At 64.1% G+C, this 18181-nt stretch carries 14 protein-coding genes and 1 tRNA gene; 7 read left to right on the plus strand and 8 right to left on the minus strand.

The annotated features are described in order from the left end of the window. The first annotated feature begins 12 nt into the window (after nucleotides 1-12). Complete coding sequence (locus BXY53_RS02245; protein WP_119060309.1) at nucleotides 13-3144, plus strand: efflux RND transporter permease subunit; 3132 nt, start codon at nucleotides 13-15, stop codon at nucleotides 3142-3144. 51 nt (nucleotides 3145-3195) lie between these two features. Here the strand turns inward: BXY53_RS02245 and BXY53_RS02250 are convergent. Continuing rightward, nucleotides 3196-3270 (minus strand) — tRNA-Thr (locus BXY53_RS02250). A 121-nt stretch (nucleotides 3271-3391) separates the two neighbouring features. Here BXY53_RS02250 and BXY53_RS14055 point away from each other — a divergent pair. The 5 genes from BXY53_RS14055 (at nucleotide 3392) to BXY53_RS02270 (ending at nucleotide 9492) form a co-directional block, all read left to right on the plus strand. After that, nucleotides 3392-3559, plus strand: a complete 168-nt coding sequence (locus BXY53_RS14055) for a hypothetical protein (RefSeq protein ID WP_170144300.1) — start codon at nucleotides 3392-3394, stop codon at nucleotides 3557-3559. A 125-nt stretch (nucleotides 3560-3684) separates the two neighbouring features. Beyond that, nucleotides 3685-4962, plus strand: a complete 1278-nt coding sequence (locus BXY53_RS02255; RefSeq protein ID WP_119060310.1) for an MFS transporter — start codon at nucleotides 3685-3687, stop codon at nucleotides 4960-4962. Nucleotides 4963-5148: 186 nt separating this feature from the next. Further along, nucleotides 5149-5946 (plus strand): M48 family metallopeptidase, encoded by a 798-nt coding sequence (locus tag BXY53_RS02260; RefSeq protein WP_245410331.1) that lies wholly within the window; start codon nucleotides 5149-5151, stop codon nucleotides 5944-5946. 93 nt (nucleotides 5947-6039) lie between these two features. Then, a complete protein-coding gene (locus tag BXY53_RS02265) occupies nucleotides 6040-9150 on the plus strand; it encodes a type ISP restriction/modification enzyme (RefSeq protein WP_119060311.1) in 3111 nt (1036 codons plus the stop codon). 66 nt (nucleotides 9151-9216) lie between these two features. Beyond that, entirely contained in the window at nucleotides 9217-9492 is a 276-nt protein-coding gene (locus BXY53_RS02270; RefSeq protein WP_119060312.1) for a hypothetical protein, read from the plus strand. On the opposite strand, the gene rpoD is transcribed toward BXY53_RS02270, so the two are convergent. The 4 genes from rpoD to BXY53_RS02290 all read right to left on the minus strand — a co-directional run bounded on the left by rpoD (nucleotide 9489) and on the right by BXY53_RS02290 (nucleotide 15333). Further along, nucleotides 9489-11528, minus strand: a complete 2040-nt coding sequence (gene rpoD / locus BXY53_RS02275) for an RNA polymerase sigma factor RpoD (protein ID WP_119060313.1) — start codon at nucleotides 11526-11528, stop codon at nucleotides 9489-9491. The two genes, BXY53_RS02270 and rpoD, sit on opposite strands and share 4 nt — an antisense overlap. Before the next feature lie 310 nt (nucleotides 11529-11838). Continuing rightward, the gene (gene dnaG, locus BXY53_RS02280; protein ID WP_119060314.1) at nucleotides 11839-13707 is read right to left on the minus strand and encodes a DNA primase; all 1869 of its coding nucleotides are present in this window, start codon (nucleotides 13705-13707) and stop codon (nucleotides 11839-11841) included. A gap of 105 nt (nucleotides 13708-13812) precedes the next feature. Further along, nucleotides 13813-14694 (minus strand): HpcH/HpaI aldolase/citrate lyase family protein, encoded by an 882-nt coding sequence (locus BXY53_RS02285; RefSeq protein ID WP_280985245.1) that lies wholly within the window; start codon nucleotides 14692-14694, stop codon nucleotides 13813-13815. A gap of 261 nt (nucleotides 14695-14955) precedes the next feature. Continuing rightward, nucleotides 14956-15333 (minus strand): thiol-disulfide oxidoreductase DCC family protein, encoded by a 378-nt coding sequence (locus BXY53_RS02290; RefSeq protein WP_119060316.1) that lies wholly within the window; start codon nucleotides 15331-15333, stop codon nucleotides 14956-14958. A 38-nt stretch (nucleotides 15334-15371) separates the two neighbouring features. Between BXY53_RS02290 and BXY53_RS02295 the strand changes: the two genes are divergently transcribed. Next, complete coding sequence (locus tag BXY53_RS02295; RefSeq protein WP_170144301.1) at nucleotides 15372-16184, plus strand: PfkB family carbohydrate kinase; 813 nt, start codon at nucleotides 15372-15374, stop codon at nucleotides 16182-16184. A 24-nt stretch (nucleotides 16185-16208) separates the two neighbouring features. Here BXY53_RS02295 and BXY53_RS02300 read toward each other — a convergent pair whose 3' ends face one another. From BXY53_RS02300 to BXY53_RS02310, 3 genes are read right to left on the minus strand one after another with little or no spacing between them, the layout of a single operon-like run. Then, nucleotides 16209-16502 carry an AzlD family protein gene (locus BXY53_RS02300; RefSeq protein WP_342634955.1) on the minus strand — a complete coding sequence of 98 codons (294 nt, stop codon included), beginning with the start codon at nucleotides 16500-16502 and terminating at the stop codon, nucleotides 16209-16211. Between the two features lie 2 nt (nucleotides 16503-16504). Beyond that, complete coding sequence (locus BXY53_RS02305) at nucleotides 16505-17224, minus strand: AzlC family ABC transporter permease (RefSeq protein ID WP_119060318.1); 720 nt, start codon at nucleotides 17222-17224, stop codon at nucleotides 16505-16507. A 24-nt stretch (nucleotides 17225-17248) separates the two neighbouring features. Further along, the gene (locus tag BXY53_RS02310) at nucleotides 17249-18106 is read right to left on the minus strand and encodes an AraC family transcriptional regulator (protein ID WP_170144302.1); all 858 of its coding nucleotides are present in this window, start codon (nucleotides 18104-18106) and stop codon (nucleotides 17249-17251) included. Between the last annotated feature and the right edge of the window lie 75 nt (nucleotides 18107-18181).

The raw sequence follows: 18181 nt of genomic DNA on the forward strand, positions 1-18181 counted from the left end.
GCGGGGCCGCCGATGAAAGCCGCCTTCTACAAGAACCCGCGCCTGTTCGCGCTGGCCGTTCTGCTTATCCTCGCCGCCGGGCTGTCCGCCTTCTTCACCATCGCGCGGCATGAAGACCCGACGATCAGCAACCTGTTCGCCACCGTCGTCACGCCGTTTCCCGGCGCGGACCCGGCCCGCGTCGAGGCGCTCGTGACCGAGAAGATCGAGGATGAACTGGAGCAGATCGCGGAGATCGACGAGATCACCTCCACCTCGCGCGCGGGCATCTCCGTGATTCAGGTCGAGTTGTCCGAGTTTATCTCCGAAACCGAGATCGAGCAGACCTGGTCGGAAATTCGCGACGCGCTGGGCGACGCGGCCATGCACCTGCCGGACGGGGTGCCCGACCCCGAGTTCGACAACGACCGCACGGGCGCTTTCACGGCCATCGCCGCGCTGGTGCCGGATCGGTGGCAAGGCGCGGAGGCGGTTACACGGCGCTATGCCCTCTCGCTGCAGGACCGTCTGCGCGCGCAGGCTGGAACCGAGCTGGTGCGCCTCTACGGTATGCCCGAAGAAGAGGTGCTGGTGCGCATCGACCGGCGCAAGCTGGCCTCGCTGGGTCTTAGCGCCGATGCGGTCTCACGCGCCATCGCCCAGGCGGACTCCAAGGTCGAGGCGGGACAGCTTCGCGGCGACACCGAACTGCTGATCGAGGTCGAAGGCGAAATCCGCTCGCTCGACCGAATCCGGCGCGTGCCAATCGCAGAGAGCGCGAATGGCCAGATCGTACGGGTGAGCGACGTCGCCGAGGTCATCAAGCAGGTCAAGACCCCGCCGGAGAGCATCGCGTTTGCCGGCGGCGAGCGCGCGATTCTGATCGCCCCGCGCATGGAGACGGGCCGGCGCGTCGATTTGTGGGCCGAGGAACTGCGCGACACGGTGGGCGCGTTCCGCGCCGAACTGCCCACCGGGCTGAAGCTGGAGCTGCTGTTCGACCAAAGCGAATATACCCAAGAGCGCCTCGCGGGCGTGGCGCAGAACCTGTTGATCGGCGTGGCGCTGGTGGTCGGCGTACTGCTCGTCACGCTGGGCTGGCGCGCGGCCATCGTCGTGGCAGCGGTCCTGCCGCTGGCGAGCCTGATCGCGCTGCCTGTCCTGAAGGCGCTGGGCATTCCCATCCACCAGATGTCCGTGACCGGCCTGATCGTCTCTCTTGGGCTGCTGGTGGATGCGGCGATCGTGATGACGGACGCGATCGGGAGGCGGCTGCGCGCGGGCGCCACGCGCTTGCAGGCCGTGCGCGAGTCCGTCGACCGGCTGGCCGCGCCGCTGCTCGCCTCGACCATCACCACCGCACTGGCATTCATGCCGATGGCGCTTTTGCCCGGCCCGGCAGGCGATTTCGTCGGCTCCATCGCCATCGCTGTGATCGTGATGTTGCTGTCGTCATTCGCGCTGGCGCTTACGCTGACCCCGGCGATGGCGGGTTGGCTGCTGGCGGGCGGCGACAGCGCGACGCCGGAGCGGTCGAGTGCGCTGGGCCGCGCCTTCGGCGGCTCGCTCGCGCTGGCGCTGCGCCACCCGCGCCTGTCGATCCTGGCCGCGCTGATCCTGCCCGTCATCGGCTTCGGCGCCTTTCCCACGCTCAAGGCGCAGTTCTTCCCCGGCGTCGATCGCGACCAGCTTTACATTCAGGTGAAGCTGCCGAGCGGCACATCGATCGACAGCACAGCGGCGCTGGCCCGCGAGATCGGGGCAAAGGTGCGCGCCAACGACGAAATCACTGCAGTGCAATGGGTCGTGGGCGAGAGCGCGCCGGCCTTCTACTACAACATGATCACCGACCAGGATCAGACGCCCAGCTTTGCCGAGGCGCTGGTCACGACACGCTCACCCGAGGCGACCGAGCGCATCCTGCCCGATCTGCAGCGGGAAGTTGACCGCGCATTTCCCGAAGCGCGCATCGTGGTGCGCGGGCTGGTGCAGGGGCCGCCGGTGAACGCGCCGGTCGAGCTGCGCCTCGTCGGGCCGAACTTGGAGACGCTGCGCCAGCTCGGCGATGAGTTGCGGCTGGTCATGGCGCGGGAGCCGGAGATCAAGCAGGTACGCACGCAACTTGAGCCGGGCGAGCCGAAGATGCTGGTCAATCTGAGCGAGGAGAAGGTCCGGCTGGCTGGCCTCGACTTCAGGGCCGTCGCGCGGCAGCTATCGGCAACGCTTGATGGAGCGACGGGCGGCTCGCTGATCGAGGGCACGGAGGAGCTTCCGGTGCGCGTGCGGGTCGGCGAGGATGTGCGCGAACGCGCCTCGGCCTTGCGTACGCTGGACATTACCGGGCCGAACGCGCGACAGCCTGCGCTTCAGGGCGACTATCCCGGCATTCCGCTTGCCGCGCTGGGCAAGGTCGAGGTCGTGCCCGCGCATACCCCCATCTACCGGCGCGACGGCGAGCGCATCAACACGGTGCAGGGCTTCGTCCAGCGCGAGGTGCTGCCGGAAGAGGCGCTGCAAAAGGTGCTCGCCAGCGTCGAGAAAAGTGATTTCGAACTGCCGCATGGCTACCGGCTGGAGGTTGGCGGCGACTCGGATGCGCGCAGCGAGGTCCTGGCAAACCTGCTGGCCCAGCTTGGCCTGATCGTCGCGCTGACCATTGCGGCCATCGTGGTCACCTTCAACTCATTCCGGCTGACGGCCATCACGCTGATGGTCGCGGGGCTGTCGATCGGGCTGAGCCTGCTGGCGCTGGCGACGTTCCAGTATCCGTTCGGCATCCAGGCGGTGATCGGGGTGATCGGCTCGATCGGCGTATCGATCAACGCGGCGATCATCATCCTGACGGCGCTGCAGCAGTCGCCGGCGGCGATGGCCGGCGACCTGGCGGAAATCCGTGCCATCGTACTGGCGCAGAGCCGGCACATCATGTCCACCACGATCACGACCTTCGGCGGCTTCCTTCCGCTGATCCTCGAAGGCGGCGGATTCTGGCCCCCCTTCGCGATGTCGATCGCTGGCGGCGTACTGCTGTCGAGCGTCGTGTCGTTCTACTTTACGCCGCCGATGTTCTTGCTGCTCAGGCGTGCTCCACGGCATCGCGCCGCGCACAATAGCCACTTGGGCGTCGAAACTGATGGTCAGCGGTTCCCGCAAGTCGCCAATTGAACCTCCGCGGAAATGGCCGACGCCGTCGTATACCAAACAAGAGCTTTGGGATGGTGCTGCTGGTGAGAATTGAACTCACGACCTCTCCCTTACCAAGGGAGTGCTCTACCTCTGAGCTACAGCAGCCTTAAGGCTTTGAATAAGTCACCAAAGCCGCCGGGGCAAGGGGTGAAAACAAATTGGTGCGGGTTTCGCGGGTCGGGCTCGCGCGCTATCTTGGAGGAAAGCGCCATCGGACCATTTTCACATGAGCGGCAACGGCAAGAACGGCAAGGACAAACCGCCAGCTAACGACGACCGGCAGACCCGGCTTGCGCAAGCCTTGCGTGCCAACCTGCGCAAGCGCAAGGCCCAGGCACGTGCGCGCCGCACTTCGGGAGAGCGCCCTTCGGACAGACGCTCGGAACAAGACTGATCCGCGGACAATTCATTTGACAATGGGCGCGGCCTGCCTGATGGCGGACGCGTCGTGCGATATGCAGGACGCCTGCGCCGACTTTCCGATCGAGCGGCGCGCTTAACGGCTTGCGCGGACACATCATGCTGGCGAACGTCGCTCCTATTACGGCATTGTTGCTGGGCGTCGCACTCCTTCAGCTCGGTAACGGGCTGCAGGGCACACTGCTGCCCGTGCGCGCGCAGGTGGAGGCTTTCACTCAGCTTGAGCTGGGCGCCCTCGGCTCGGCCTATTTCTTCGGCTTCGTCGCCGGCTGCTACTTCGGGCCCTGGCTCGTCCGCAATTCGGGGCACATCCGCACCTTCACCGCGATGGTTGCCCTGGCGTCCGCGCTGGTGCTGACCCACCCGCTGGTCGTCGATCCGGTGTTCTGGCTGGTCGTCCGCGCCGGCTCCGGGGCGTGCTTCGCGATCCTCTACATGGTCATTGAGAGCTGGCTGAATGCGCGCTCCTCGAACGTCACGCGCGGCCTGATATTCGCCGTCTACGCCATCGTCAGCTTCGGGATGCTCGGCATGGGGCAGCTACTGCTCGCAGTGGACAGCCCGACCGGGTTCCCCCTGTTCCTGTATGCGTCGATTCTCGTGTCCGTGGCGGCGGTTCCGGTCGCCTTGTCGCGGTCGCCGCAACCCGAGCCGATCGAGTATATCCACATCCGATTCGTGCACTTGTATCGCATTTCGCCCGTCGGCATGGCCGGCAGCTTCATCGTGGGCGCGACGAGCGGTGCGATATGGTCGCTGGCGCCGATCTTCTTCGGTGGCGGCGCGGCCAGCACGGAAGCCATAGCCGTGTTCATGACGGTCATGATCCTGACAGGCGCGATCGGGCAGTGGCCGCTGGGCCTGATTTCTGATCGGATGGACCGCCGCCTCGTCATCGCCGCGACGGCGTTCCTGTCGATCTGGGCTGGTCTGGCGATGAGCCTTTTCGGCACCGACACCGGCCGGCTGTCCCTTGTCCTGACCGGCATTTTCGGTTTTCTGTCGTTCCCGCTCTATATGCTCTGCGTCGCGCATACGAACGACTCCGTGGAGCATGACGGCTTTGTCGAGGCGGCAAGCGGTCTGCTGCTGATCTGGGGCGCCGGCGCTGTCCTCGGGCCGCTGGTGGCCTCGAACGTCATCGTCGCGGTCGGGCTCGGCGGTCTGTTCTATACCACCGCCGCGCTGCACGCTGTCCTGCTGGCCTTTACGGTCTACCGCATAAGCCAACGCGAGGCGCGCCCGGCCGAGGAGCGCGGCGAGTTCCTCGATGCCGTGCGCGTCGGCCAGACCGTCTCGACGGTCGACCCGCTCACGCATGAGGAGGAGGCTGGGGAAGAGCAGCCGCCGCAGGCTGGTGCTCAGGCCGCAGGTTAACCATTGGTTGCAGCCAACGGTTGCCTGCAGTTAAAAAAATCTGTACCTGCCACGCATCTGTGGTAATCTCAAAGTTTATCCCCGATGACAAATTTTAAGAGTTCTGGGGACATCGGGGCTGCGTTAGCGTGAGCGTCTGGCGGCAAACTTTACGGCGATCAGGGTTTTCAAACGGGGGGAAATCCGATGGACATGCTTCACGCGGGCGCTGTGGCGGGCGGCGCGGCAACCAATCAGGTAAAAATCAAGGGGCTTGATTGCCCACTGGAAATCCGGCACTCGCCGCGGGCGACGCGCCTGTCGCTCAAGGTGAGTCACACGCGCCGGGCGGCGATCCTGACGCTGCCGCGCCGGGCGCGGCTGGAGGATGCGGGCGACTTCGTGGCCCGGCATCTTGACTGGCTGCGCGACCAGACGCGCAAGCTGCCGCAGCCGGTGCCGCTGGCTTGCGGGGCGGTGATCCCGCTGCGCGGCATGGCGCACAAGGTGGAGTTCATAGGCCCCGTCCGGTCGGAGAGCGTCGTGATGCCCGAAGGCGAGGGCGACGGCGTCTGGCAGGGCTACTGGGCGGATCGCGAAGTGACGGAGGCGGCGCTGCCGCGCCTGCGCGTGAGCGGCGAGCCGGACCACGCGCCGCGCCGTCTCGCGGACTGGCTGAAGGCGCAGGCCCGCGCGGATCTGTCGGAGCGGGTGGCGCATCATGCGGGCGCGCTCGATGTGGCGCCGAAGCGGATCAGCGTGCGCGACCAGTCCACGCGCTGGGGCTCATGCTCGTGTTCAGGGTCGCTGTCGTTTTCCTGGCGGCTGATTTTTGCGCCGGCCTTTGTGCTGGATTACGTCGCCGCGCATGAGGTGGCGCATCTGCGCGAGATGAACCACGGGCCGCGTTTCTGGCGGCTGGTACGCGACACCATGCCGGAGATGAACGCCGCGCGGCGATGGCTCCGCGAATATGGCGCCGAACTCCACCGCTTCCAGATCTGACAGCCTGCCCGTCCGCCGCCCGCCGAGGCGGCGCTTTTGATTCTTGGGTCGTAATAAGCCAAGAATGGCCTCGGTTATGTAAAAATTTACGCCATGATCGAAAGTTTCCGAGATTACCTGTCTGCAATTCGTGAGACTCCTCTCGGTCAACACACGGAATATACCGGTCGCTCCCCCCTTGAGGCGCTTTTGCGCAATTTCGCCGCCCAGGGTGGGTACGCCGTCCAGCACGAACCGAAACGCGAAGCCGGCAAGGGCGCGCCTGACTTCAAGCTCACCAAGGGCGGGTTGATCCTTGGCTATGTCGAAACGAAGCCGATAGGCGAAAACCTCGACAAGGTCCTGAAATCAAAGCAGATCGAGAAATATCGCGAACTGTCGAGCAATCTACTTCTTACAGACTATCTCCAGTTTATCTGGATCAACGGCGATAGCGTTCAGCGCGCGCGGCTGTGTCATGCGACCGACCTTGAGAAACTGGATTTCCGGCTAACAGAGGCTGATGCCGCCGGGGTCGCGAAGTTGCTGAACGGCTTCTTCTCCACAGCGCCAAAGAAAATCGGGGCAGCCGAAGACCTCGCTCTGGCGCTTGCCACGCGCAGTCAACTCCTTCGTGACTTCATTGGCGAAGAAATGGTGCGGCAAGAGCGCGAGGATGCAGCAGGAAAGCTCTATGGCCTGTTCGAGGTATTTCGCGATCAGGTGTTCCAAGAGCTTACTGCTAAGGAGTTCGCCGACGCCTTCGCGCAGATGCTGGCTTACGGCCTTTTCCTCGCCCGGCTGAACTCAGGCAAGACAAACGTTACGCTGCATAATGCGCGCGAACATGTGCCGGGTTCGTTTCGGCTCATCCGTGAGCTTGTGGATTTCCTGCCTGTACTAACCAATCCCAACTACGGCGACATCCGCTGGGTGGTGGAGGAAATACTTTCCATCGTGAATGGCACGGACATCGCCGCCATCCACGAGGACCTGTCTTTTCGTCAGCGCAAGGTGCGCCGCGGCGTCAGGGCGCGGAGCGAGGATGAGGCGCGGCTGTTTGAGCGCGACCCGTTCGTCTATTTCTACGAGGACTATCTTTCCCGCTACGATCCGACCTTGAGGGAGTCGCGTGGCGTCTACTACACGCCGCCGCCGGTGGTCAATTTCATTGTCCGCGCCATAGATGACATCCTGAAGGACAAGGACACTTTCAATATCAAAGCCGGGCTGGCGGACCACAACAGCGTCACCGTTCTCGATTTCGCCTGCGGCACGGGCACCTTCCTGGTCGAGGTGTTCGAGCGCATTTTCTCAAACATCGGCGGGCCGGACTCTGGCAAGGCTGCATTGGTCGTGCGCGAGCATATGCTCAGGAACATCTACGGGTTTGAATATCTCATCGCGCCCTACACCATCGCCCACCTAAAGCTGTCGCAATATCTGAAAGACAAAAAACACGAACTGAGTGATGACGAACGGCTGCTGATCTATCTCACCAACACGCTGGAACCGATTGATCCGCAGAAGAACCTGCTGCTGCCGGAGCTGACCAAGGAGGTCGAGGCGGCGCAGAGGGTCAAGGATAAGCCCATCCTCGTCATCACAGGCAACCCGCCCTATTCGGGGCATTCGCGTAACATGGGACCTCATGCGTGGGCGTCCGTACAGGAATACAAGAAGGGTTTCCCGGACCTCGACAAGCCCGGTCAGGGGAAGTGGCTGCAGGACGATTATGTCAAGTTTATCCGCTTTGCGCAGATGAAGATGGATGCAGTCGAAGAAGGGATTGTTGGGGTCATCACAAATCACTCCTATCTCGACAACCCGACCTTCAAGGGCATGCGCAAGTCGCTCATGCAGACGTTCGACCAAATCTACATCCTTGATCTGCATGGCAATGCGAAAAAACAGGAGCGGGCGCCCGACGGAGGCGATGATCAGAACGTGTTTGATATTCAGCAAGGTGTCGCCATTGCATTCTTCGTCAAAAAGCCTGAAGTCGAGAAAGGCGTCTGGCACGCCGATCTATGGGGCAAGCGTCTGTCGAAGTACGAAGCCTGTGCGAGCGGCGAATTTTCGCGAATGGATTGGCAGGCAGTTACGCCTTCGGCTCCGCTATACCTGTTTCACCCTTGGGATGAAGATATTGGTCGAAAGTACGAAAAATTCTGGTCCGTTCCGGCGATCTTTGCGCCGCTTGGCGATCCCGCACCGGGAATAGTGACGACCCACGATCAGTTTGCGATCTCGTTCACTCGGGAAGAGGCGATAGAGAAAGTGGAACGTCTGCTGGCCACAAAAACAGAGGCGGAAGCGCGGCAGCTTTTCAGGCTCTGCTCCCAATCACAGTGGAGCTACGAAAAGGCAAAGAAAAAACTTGCCGACGGTTCGTGGCGCACGAAGGTTGTTCCGATTTTATACCGTCCGTTCGATGTCAGATGGACTATTTGGGATAGTCACGTTGCCGTTCATCGGCGTGAGCGCGTTATGAGCCACATGCTTGGACCGAATTTTGGTTTAATCTTTGTCCGACAAATTTCTCACGCTGCTCAAGACATTTCGACTTACGCTCTTGTTGCTGATAGTCCCGTTGATAATCGTACATTCTTGAGTAGCAAAGGTACTGCATTTTTAGCCCCTCTCTATATGAATACGGATTATAAAATCTACGAAAATATTTCCCATGATTTCCGGGCCTTTATCGACAAACGCTACGAGCACCACTACACGCCCGAGGAAATCCAGGGCTTCATATACGCCATACTGCATGCGGCGACTTATCGAGAGGAATATGCCGAGTTTCTGCGCATGGACTTCCCGCGCATACCCTTCCCCGAGGACAAGGCTGACTTTGAAGCGCTGTCGGAGCTTGGCTGGGACCTGATACAAAAGCATCTGCTGCGCGACATACCGGACACGGGGCTTGGCAAGTATCAGGGCAAGGGCGAGAACCATGTCGAGAGACCGCGCTACGCGGAGGCCGAGCAGGCGATTTACATCAACGAAACGCAGAAGTTCGAGCCAGTGCCCCCAGAGGTCTGGAACTTTCACATCGGCGGCTATCAGGTGATGGAGAAGTACCTCAAAGATCGCAAGGGGCGGACGCTAACGCTCGACGAGATTACCAACGTGGAGAACATCGCGAACGTCCTCGCCTTCACCATCGAGCAGATGGAAAAGATCGACGCGGCCTACCTCGCCGCCTTCGCGGATCGTGGATAACGCGCCGGCGCCGCCCCGCGCCGTGAGCGAATCAGGCACCTTTTTGAATAACTGAGAGGTGCAACGATGAACCAGATCGACCTGTTCGGAGAGAGTTTCGGCACGCCGCGCTATGTGCCCAAGCCAGAGCATGTGCGCAACCGGCTGCAAAGCATCCTCGACACGCTGCGCGCAGCAGATAGCTGGCCGTGGCCGCCCGTCATCGTGCGGCAATATCGGGACCTGACGCTGCCCTATTTGTATGAACAACTGCACGACCCGGCTGAGGCCGCGCGCTGGTCCGATCTTATTGACGCGGAAATCGCCCGGCTGGGCGAGCCGCTGGTTGACACCCCCCGCTAATTATCCAGAAAACTCCGCAGCTTCCGGCTGCGGCTCGGGTGCTTGAGCTTGCGCAGCGCCTTCGCCTCGATCTGGCGGATACGCTCGCGCGTCACCGAGAACTGCTGGCCCACCTCTTCCAGGGTGTGGTCGGTGTTCATGCCGATGCCAAAGCGCATCCGCAGCACGCGCTCCTCGCGCGGGGTCAGGCTGGCCAGCACGCGCGTGGTCGTCTCGCGCAGGTTGGACTGGATCGCCGCGTCGATCGGCTGGGTGACGTTCTTGTCCTCGATGAAGTCGCCCAGATTGGAGTCGTCCTCCTCGCCGATCGGGGTCTCCAGGCTGATCGGCTCCTTGGCGATCTTCAGCACCTTGCGCACCTTCTCCAGCGGCATTTGCAGCTTCTCCGCCAACTCCTCCGGGGTCGGCTCGCGGCCGATCTCGTGGAGCATCTGGCGGCTGGTGCGCACGATCTTGTTGATCGTCTCGATCATGTGCACCGGGATGCGGATGGTGCGCGCCTGGTCCGCGATCGAGCGGGTGATCGCCTGGCGGATCCACCACGTCGCGTAGGTTGAGAACTTGTAGCCGCGGCGATACTCGAACTTGTCGACCGCCTTCATCAGGCCGATGTTGCCTTCCTGGATCAGGTCGAGGAATTGCAGCCCGCGGTTGGTGTATTTCTTCGCGATCGAGATCACCAGGCGCAGGTTCGCCTCGACCATCTCCTTCTTCGCCGCGCTGGCTTCCTTCTCGCCCTTCTGAACGATCTTCACGATGCGGCGGAAGTCGCCGATATCCAGGCCGGTCTCGGACGCCAACAGGCGGATCTGCTCGCGGATGTCCTCGACCTTGTCGCGCTCCCGGTCGACGAATTTCTGCCACCCGCGGCCCTTCAGCCCGGCGACGCGGTCGAGCCAGTTCGGGTCAAGCTCGCTGCCGTAATATTCGCGCAGGAACTCATCGCGCTTGACGCCGTGGGATTCGGCCAGGCGGAGCAGCCGGCCCTCATAGCCCATCAGCCGCTTGTTGATATCGTAGAGCTGTTCGAGGAGGGATTCGATGCGGTTGTTGTTGAGCGACAGGCTCTTGACATCGGCAATGATGGCGTCCTGCAGCTTCTTGTAGCGGCGCTGCTGCTGCGGGCTGAGCGCCTCGTTCGCCATCTTCTTCTCGACGAGCTGATCCTGAAGCTTGCGCAGCTTCTTGTAGTCCTCGGCGATGCGGTCGAAGGTCTCCAGAACCTTCGGCTTAAGTTCGGCCTCCATGGCGGCCATGGAGATGCTGTTGTCGTAGTCTTCTTCGTCGTCGTCCTCGGCAACGGCTTCCTCGCCGTCCTGGGCTTCGGCTGTCTCGCTGGCGTTGTCGTTGTCCGCAACGGTGGTCGCCGCGCTGCCATTGCCTGAGGCGCTCTTGGCGGGCTTCTTGTCCTCGCCGTCGGTTGTCTGGGTTTCCTCGGCGCTGCTCTCGCCGCCGGCGAACGGGCCGGCATAGGTGGCTTCCAGGTCGATGATGTCGCGCAGGAGGATCTTGCCCTCGTTCAGCTCGTCGCGCCAGATGATGATGGCCTGAAAGGTGAGCGGGCTTTCGCACAGGCCGGCGATCATCGCCTCGCGGCCGGCCTCGATGCGCTTGGCGATGGCGATCTCGCCCTCGCGGGACAGGAGCTCGACTGAGCCCATCTCCCGCAGATACATGCGCACGGGATCATCGGTGCGGTCGGCGGACGGCTCGGCGGCGCGCTCCGTCTTGGCGGGCACCGCGCGCTCGTCGGTCAGTTCGCCGCCGGTGGCTTCGGCCTGCTCCTCGATCTCTTCCGCCTCGACGACGTTGATGCCCATGTCGGCAAGCATGGCCATCGTGTCCTCGATCTTCTCCGAGGACACCTCTTCGGAAGGGAGCACCTCGTTCAGTTCATCATAGGTGACGTAGCCGCGGGCCTTGGCCGTCTTGATCATGCGTTTGACGGCCTGGTCGGACATATCAAGCAGCGGGCTGTCCTGCCCGTCCACCTGTCCGGCTTCCTGTTCCTTGTTCTTCGCAGTGCTCGTCGCCATACCCTACTCCAAACGATGCCACCCGCGCCGCCAATGCCGCACGTTATGTGGCTGCTGTTGGATCGCTACAGACCAATGAATCGTCTCGGACGTCGTGACGCCGCCGCGTGCTTTCGCGCGTTCTGTCGCGATGTCTCTCCGAGAAAATCCGCGCTCATCACCCAGTTCGGAACCCGCGTTTTCCCATTCTCACCGCTTACGACGTCGACGCTAATCAGGTCTTAAACAATCGCGCCATAATCCGCACGGCTCTATTCGGCTACATGTGCGTTGCATTTTGAGCACATCAACCCGAAGCGGCCCCGACGCCTCACGCGTCAGGCAGGTCCGCACCGTGATCCAGATTTGCCAATTCCTCGTTCAGGGCGCGCAAGCGGATGAAGTTTTCTTCTGATTGCTCCTCGGCAAATGCCTGTTCCGCCGCTGCAAGCTCCTGTCTTAACGCGGACGCCTTTCGATGCAAAGCGGTGATGTGCTGCCACGCCGCTTCGATGTCCGCACGTGAGGCGTCTGCCCGGAAATGGGCGCCAAGCTCACACGCGGCCAGGCTTTCTGTTTCCTTAAGCGCGCCGTCCAACCCCATGTTGTGCAGGTGATGGCGCAGCGAGTCTATGTCAAGTTGATTTATCGTAACATGTGCAGCATTCAAGCCGTCCAGCAGCCGCCGCGCGGCCTGGCTCTCCAGGTGCAAGGTGGCGACATCCTCTGCGACCGTGTCCAATAGCCAAGGGTGGCGGACGAGCGCCTGGACGATCACAGCTTCGCGCACGGGTGAGCCGCCATCCGGCCGGCGGACCAGCGCGCTGTTGGCCAGCGCTTCGCTGGCGCCGGCGCGATCGCCATAGCCCGCTGAGGGCTGCCGCCAACCATTCGTTCGATGCCGCGGCGGCTGCTCCCGACGCCGTGGCGCGGTGCGGAACATCTGGAAAAGCCGGTCCCGGAAGGCGCGCGTGTAGTAGTTGCGCACCGTCGGCTCGCCGATCGTGCCGGCCAGGGTACGCAGCCGGGCCTCCAGCGCCGCGCGCCGCTCCGGCGTTGACCAGTCACCCGCGCCGGTCTCGCGCTGCCAGATCACGTCGATGAGCGGTTTGGCCTGTTCCAGAATGCTGCGCATCGCGCCCGCGCCGTCGCGCCGGATCAGGTCGTCCGGGTCCAGCCCTTCCGGCAAATAGGCAAAGCGCAGGCTCTTGCCCGGTGCGAGCAGCGGCAATGCCGCCTCTGCCGCGCGATAGGCTGCCCGCCCGCCTGCCTCATCGCCGTCGAAGCAAAGGATTGGCTCATCCGCCATGCGCCATAGCAGCTTGAGCTGTTGCTCGGTGAGCGCGGTGCCGAGCGGCGCCACCGCCTGCGGGAAGCCCGCCGCCGCTATCGCGATAACGTCCATGTAGCCTTCCGCGACGATCACTTCACCGCGCTCGTGGGCCGCCTTGCGCGCGTTCGCGGCGTTGAACAGCATCGCGCCCTTGTGAAACAGCGGGGTCTCGGGCGAGTTCAGATATTTCGCCGGCTGGTCCGGGTCGAGCGCGCGCCCGCCGAAGGCGATCACCTGTCCGCGCAGGTCGGTGATCGGGAAGATGATCCGGTGCCGGAAGCGGTCGTAGGGCGTGGCGATGTCCTCGCCGGCGATGACCATGCCCGCGGCGGCCATGTCCTCCACGCTGAAGCCCTGCGCGGTGAGGTGAGACTTGAGCGCGGAGCGCGAGGCGGGCGCGTAGCCGATGCGGAAGGCGGCGGTCGTCTCGGCGTCCAGCCCGCGGCGGTGGAGATAGTCGAGCGCTGCCGCGCCCGCGTTGCCGCGAAGCTGCGCCTCGAACCACTTGCACGCCGTCTCGGTGAGCCGCAACAGCCGGTCGCGCTCGGCCTCGCGCGCCTCGTCCTGCGCCGAGGGCTTGGGCAGGTCCACGCCCGCCTCGCCGGCAAGCTGCTGGACCGCCTCGGGGAAGGACAACCCTTCCGTCTTCATCAGGAAGGTGAAGATGTCGCCGTGCTCCCCAGTGGCGAAGCAGTGATAGAAGCCCTTCTGGTCGTTGACCGTGAAGGACGGCGTCTTCTCGTCCTTGAACGGCGACAGCCCGACAAACTCGCGCCCCTGGCGCTTGAGCCGGACCCGCCGCGACACCACGGCGGAGACGGGCAGGCGCGCGCGGATTTCATCGAGCAGGTGCTGCGGGAACTTCATCGGCGCTCAGGATGCGGTTGGTGATCGCGGCGATGATGGGGTGATTCGCGCGCGGGAGCGGCGGCGTGGACAGTCCCTGTGACTTGCGGGGACAATGTGGAGAGGCTAGGATGGCTCGCGCGCGGCGATCGCCTCGGCCAGTGCCACGGTGCGCCGCGCCATGTCGGCGTGCAGCCGCTCGACCATCCGTCCGTTGATCGAAATCGCGCCCTTGCCGGCGTTTTCCGGCCTGTCGAATGCCGCGATGATCTCGCGCGCCCGTTCAACCTCATCCGCCGAGGGCGAGAAGGCCAGATTGCACGGCTCGATCTGGCGCGGGTGGATCAGCGTCTTGCCGTCCATGCCCAGTTCGCGGCCCTGCTCGCACTCCGCCGCGAAGCCGGCATCATCCGCGAAGTCGTTGAACACCCCGTCTATGATCTCCAGCCCATAGGCCCGCGCAGCGAGCACGCAGGTCGACAGCCAGGACAGCATCGGCGCACGCCCCGGTGCGAGGGCCGCGCGCGTTTCCTTCGCAAGGTCGTTGGTGCCCATGACGAAGACGGTGAGCGGGTTGCGCTCGCTGGCGGCCGCGGCGGCGATCTCATTCGCGCGGATAATCGCCATCGGCGTCTCCATCATCGCCCAGAGCGTCAGTTCGGCCGGCGCGCCGTGATCCGCGAGCATCGCCCGCACCTCGGCCAGCCCTTCCGGCCCGTCCACCTTGGGCAGCAGGAGGCCATCCGCGCCCGAGGACGCTGCCGCGCGCAAGTCCTCTGCGCCCCACGGGCTGTTCAGAGCATTGATGCGGATGATGACCTCGCGCGGCGCATAGCCGCCCTGCTTCACCGCCGCGACGACCTGATCCCGCGCGAGCGCCTTTTCCTCGGGCGCGACGGAGTCCTCAAGGTCGAACAGCAGGCAGTCGGCCGGGAGCGACCGCGCCTTGTCCAGCGCCCGCGCGTTGGAGCCGGGCATGTACAGAACGCTTCTGCGGGGTGTGATCACGCGCCCTTCCTCACTGCCAGTTGGCGCGAGAATACGGAGCCGCACGCGAGCGCGCAACCGGCCGGGCGGTTACTTCTGCTGGTTCCGGTTGTTGAAGAGAATGTTCAGGACAAAAGCGATGCCGTAGATCAGGGCGGGGATGACAACGAGGATCAGGATCGTGACAGCGATAAGTTCGATCATGATATGGGTCCCGGACTGCGTTTGACGTGCGGAAAACGGGCGGGGGCGGCTGGTGGACCTGCGACACACGGGCGCAGATCAGACGCGCTTGGCAACGAAGCGCTGGAGCCGCGGGCGCACGCGCAGGAACAGGTCGTAACCCCGGTCGAGCAGCCAGCGGCTCGGGGCGTTGTCGGTGAGCCAGCCGAGCCAGCGGAATGCGCTTAAGTGCTTCCAGATCTCGATGAAGCCCGCGGCGCCGACGCGCGGCGTGCCGTCCGGCATGACGACGTGGAAGCGGGCCTTCGCGCTCGCCGCGTTCACGCCGCAGACCTCGACGCCGTCGGGCGCGGTGCTGATGTCGCGCCACTCCAGCCGGTCCGCGCCGCGCAAGCGCCGGTAAAACGCGATCTCGCGGACGCATAGCGGGCATGCGCCGTCGTAGAGGACGGTCGGTTTGTTCGTCGTGTTCGCCATGCTACAGATTCGCGCCAAGCGCACGTTTGGATCAGCCCATGCCCACCGTCCTCGCCATCTCCTCGCAGGTCGTCTTCGGCCATGTCGGCAATTCGGCGGCCGCGTTCGCGCTGCGCCGGCTGGGCGTGCATGTGCTGCCGGTGCCGACGATCGTGCTGACCAGCAACCCGGCGATCAGCCCGCACGCGATCCAGCACATCGCCCCGGACAAGCTCGACGAGATGCTCGGCGCGCTGGCGGCGAACGGCTGGCTCGACCGGCTCGACGCGGTGCAGACCGGCTATCTGCCCAGCGCCGCGCATGTGGCCGTGGCGGCGAAGTGGGTGCGGCGGCTGAAGGCCGAAGGCGCGCTTTACGTCTGCGACCCGATCATCGGCGACGAGCCGGCGGGGCTGTATCTGCCGGAGGCGAGCGCGCGGGCGATCGCGGAGGAGCTGCTGCCGCTGGCCGATGTCGCCACGCCCAACCGCTTCGAGCTGGGCTGGTTCGCGGGCGCGGAGATCGCGGATGCGGCGGGCGCGCTGGCGGCGGCGCGTGTGCTGCCGGCGGAGTGCGTGCTGGCCACGTCGTGCCCCGCGGATGGGCGTCTCGCGAATTTGCTGGTCGCGCGGGCGGGCGCGTGGCGCACGGAGGTCGGCGCGCATGAGCGGCTGATCCCCGGCGCGGGGGACTTTTTCGCCGCGCTGTGGCTGGCGCATGTGCTCCGTGGCGAGAGCCGGGTGACGGCGCTGGCGCTGGCCACGGCGGGGACGGAAGCCGCGATCGCCGCGAGCGGCGGCGAAGGCATCGACATCGTCGGCACGCAGGGCTTATGGACCGCGCCCCAGCCCTGGCCTGTCGTCAAGGCCTGAGCGTTCCTCCCCGGCGCGCGCTGGTTATAGCACCGACCGAAGCACGACTAGGCTTGCAACCCCGACAAATACGGCCAATAGCAATGGCAGGCGGAACGCAGCAATAGCCGTAAGCGCCCCGGCGATCGCTTCGGCCGCGCCGGCTGACAGAACCGCAGGCGCGATGATCGCCGTCAGAACGGCTGGCGGAACGGCGTTGAGCGCCGCCGTCATTCGCGGCCCAAGATGCCGCTCGCGCATCACCAGGTAGCCACTGATGCGCGTCAGATACGTAACCACCGCCATGGCCAGGATCGTCAGAAGGCTCGCCATATCCATGATCATGCCCTCGACAGTTGGGCGCGGTCGCCCGGATTAAGTACAGCCGCGAGGCCGACAGCCGTCAGGCTACCGAGGATCACGTACCAGGGGGCGGGCAGGATCTGGTAACTCAGGGCCGAAACGGCGGCGCTGGTGGCGACGACGGGGAACCAGGCCGGGGTTTTGCGAAAACCAACAATCAGGGCAATGAACATCGCGGCGAAAACGAAGTCGAGCCCCCATGCTTCCGGGCGGCCGATTCCGGTACCGAACACGCCGCCGGCCAGCGTTCCGCTGATCCAGCAAACGAAAAGCGGGATGACGAGGCCGGCGTAATAGGCGGGGGTTAGACGGCTATGCATTGCCCGGGCCTCGGCCAGCGCCCAGACTTCATCGGTCAAGGCATAGAACGCGGCAAAGCGTTGCGCTCCGCGAAAGGCGGCCATGTGCCGCGCGAGAGAGGCGCCCATCATGACATGGCGCAGATTGACCATGAACGTTGCGAAGACGATTGCCGCCGCCGGCAACGGCGTTGCCCAAAGCCCGATTGCGACGAACTGCGACGCGCCAGCGAACACCGTGGCGCTCATCAGGCCGATCTCGGCCAGCGACAGACCGCGCTCGCTGGCGAGTGTGCCCCACACCAGCGCAATCGAAATCGCGGCGATGCAGATCGGCAGCATTGCCGCCGCGCCCCGGCCAAACTCTCGCCGAAGACTGTCACCATCTGGTCTTGGCATTGCTCGTCCCCGAAACCGGATGCGTCAGGTCATGCGCGCGAACGCTCCGGGAGTCACGCCAATCCGCGCTTTGAACGCCCGGGTCATGTGAGGTTGATCCGCGAAACCGGCGGCTGCCGCCACCTCAACCGGCGTCAGGCCGGAGCGGAGCAGCCGCCGCGCAAGCCGCACGCGCCGATCCACGAGAAAGGCGTGCGGCGTCAGCCCCGTTTCCTGCTTGAAGGCGCGAATGAGATGTGAGCGCGACAGGCCGGCAATCTGGGCGAGCGTGGCCAGATCGACGTTCTCGGGCAGGTTCGCCTCCAGATAGTCCTTGGTCCGGATGACGGCGCCCCGCTCGTTCCTGAGGTGCTCATCTTCGGCGTCGAGGCGTGCGTGGCGAACGAGCATTCGCCGCAGGACGCTGATCATCGCCTCATCGACGCACAAGGCGTCCTCACTGCCCTGCATCGCCTGATGCGTGTCAAGAAAGGCCGTGCTCAGTTCAGGATCGCGGACTACCGGCGCGTCAAAAGTCAACGTCCCTTTCGGGGATTTGCCCATGATGTCCGTGGCGATGTCGGTAATCAGGTCGATGCTCGGATAGATCATCCGGTACGCATAGCCGGCACCCTCGGGCCGCCCATCATGAACGGTATCCGGATTGACGAAGCAAAGATCACCGGGTCGCGCCGCATGGGCTACGCCCGCGATTTCGAAGCGCTCACAACCGGCGACGATTGTGCCGATTACATATGTCTCGTGCGTATGGCGCTCGTAAACATGGGTGCGGAACGTCGCGGTGAGACATTCCAGATCGCCGTAGCGCGGTTCGCGCCACAAGGTCGCCGATTCGCCATGGGCCAGTGGCGCTTCTCTCAGCATGTCTTGTTGGGTGCGCATCTGCATGGAACGACATTAGCGGTTTGTGCGCCCTCTGGCTTGAACGAAAGTGCGGTCTCCGGATCGGTGCGCCGC

It is taken from the genome of Dichotomicrobium thermohalophilum, from assembly GCF_003550175.1.
Lineage (GTDB): Bacteria > Pseudomonadota > Alphaproteobacteria > Rhizobiales > Rhodomicrobiaceae > Dichotomicrobium > Dichotomicrobium thermohalophilum.

Excerpts from the sequence above, each read along its gene's own strand:
- BXY53_RS02310 (WP_170144302.1), bottom strand. The coding sequence starts at position 18,106 with ATGCGCACCCAACAAGACATGCTGAGAGAAGCGCCACTGGCCCATGGC.
- dnaG (WP_119060314.1), bottom strand. The coding sequence starts at position 13,707 with ATGAAGTTCCCGCAGCACCTGCTCGATGAAATCCGCGCGCGCCTGCCC.
- BXY53_RS02245 (WP_119060309.1), top strand. The coding sequence starts at position 13 with ATGAAAGCCGCCTTCTACAAGAACCCGCGCCTGTTCGCGCTGGCCGTT.
- BXY53_RS14055 (WP_170144300.1), top strand. The coding sequence starts at position 3,392 with ATGAGCGGCAACGGCAAGAACGGCAAGGACAAACCGCCAGCTAACGAC.
- BXY53_RS02305 (WP_119060318.1), bottom strand. The coding sequence starts at position 17,224 with ATGCCAAGACCAGATGGTGACAGTCTTCGGCGAGAGTTTGGCCGGGGC.
- BXY53_RS02265 (WP_119060311.1), top strand. The coding sequence starts at position 6,040 with ATGATCGAAAGTTTCCGAGATTACCTGTCTGCAATTCGTGAGACTCCT.
- BXY53_RS02300 (WP_342634955.1), bottom strand. The coding sequence starts at position 16,502 with ATGGATATGGCGAGCCTTCTGACGATCCTGGCCATGGCGGTGGTTACG.
- rpoD (WP_119060313.1), bottom strand. The coding sequence starts at position 11,528 with ATGGCGACGAGCACTGCGAAGAACAAGGAACAGGAAGCCGGACAGGTG.
- BXY53_RS02260 (WP_245410331.1), top strand. The coding sequence starts at position 5,149 with ATGGACATGCTTCACGCGGGCGCTGTGGCGGGCGGCGCGGCAACCAAT.
- BXY53_RS02295 (WP_170144301.1), top strand. The coding sequence starts at position 15,372 with ATGCCCACCGTCCTCGCCATCTCCTCGCAGGTCGTCTTCGGCCATGTC.
- BXY53_RS02270 (WP_119060312.1), top strand. The coding sequence starts at position 9,217 with ATGAACCAGATCGACCTGTTCGGAGAGAGTTTCGGCACGCCGCGCTAT.
- BXY53_RS02290 (WP_119060316.1), bottom strand. The coding sequence starts at position 15,333 with ATGGCGAACACGACGAACAAACCGACCGTCCTCTACGACGGCGCATGC.
- BXY53_RS02255 (WP_119060310.1), top strand. The coding sequence starts at position 3,685 with ATGCTGGCGAACGTCGCTCCTATTACGGCATTGTTGCTGGGCGTCGCA.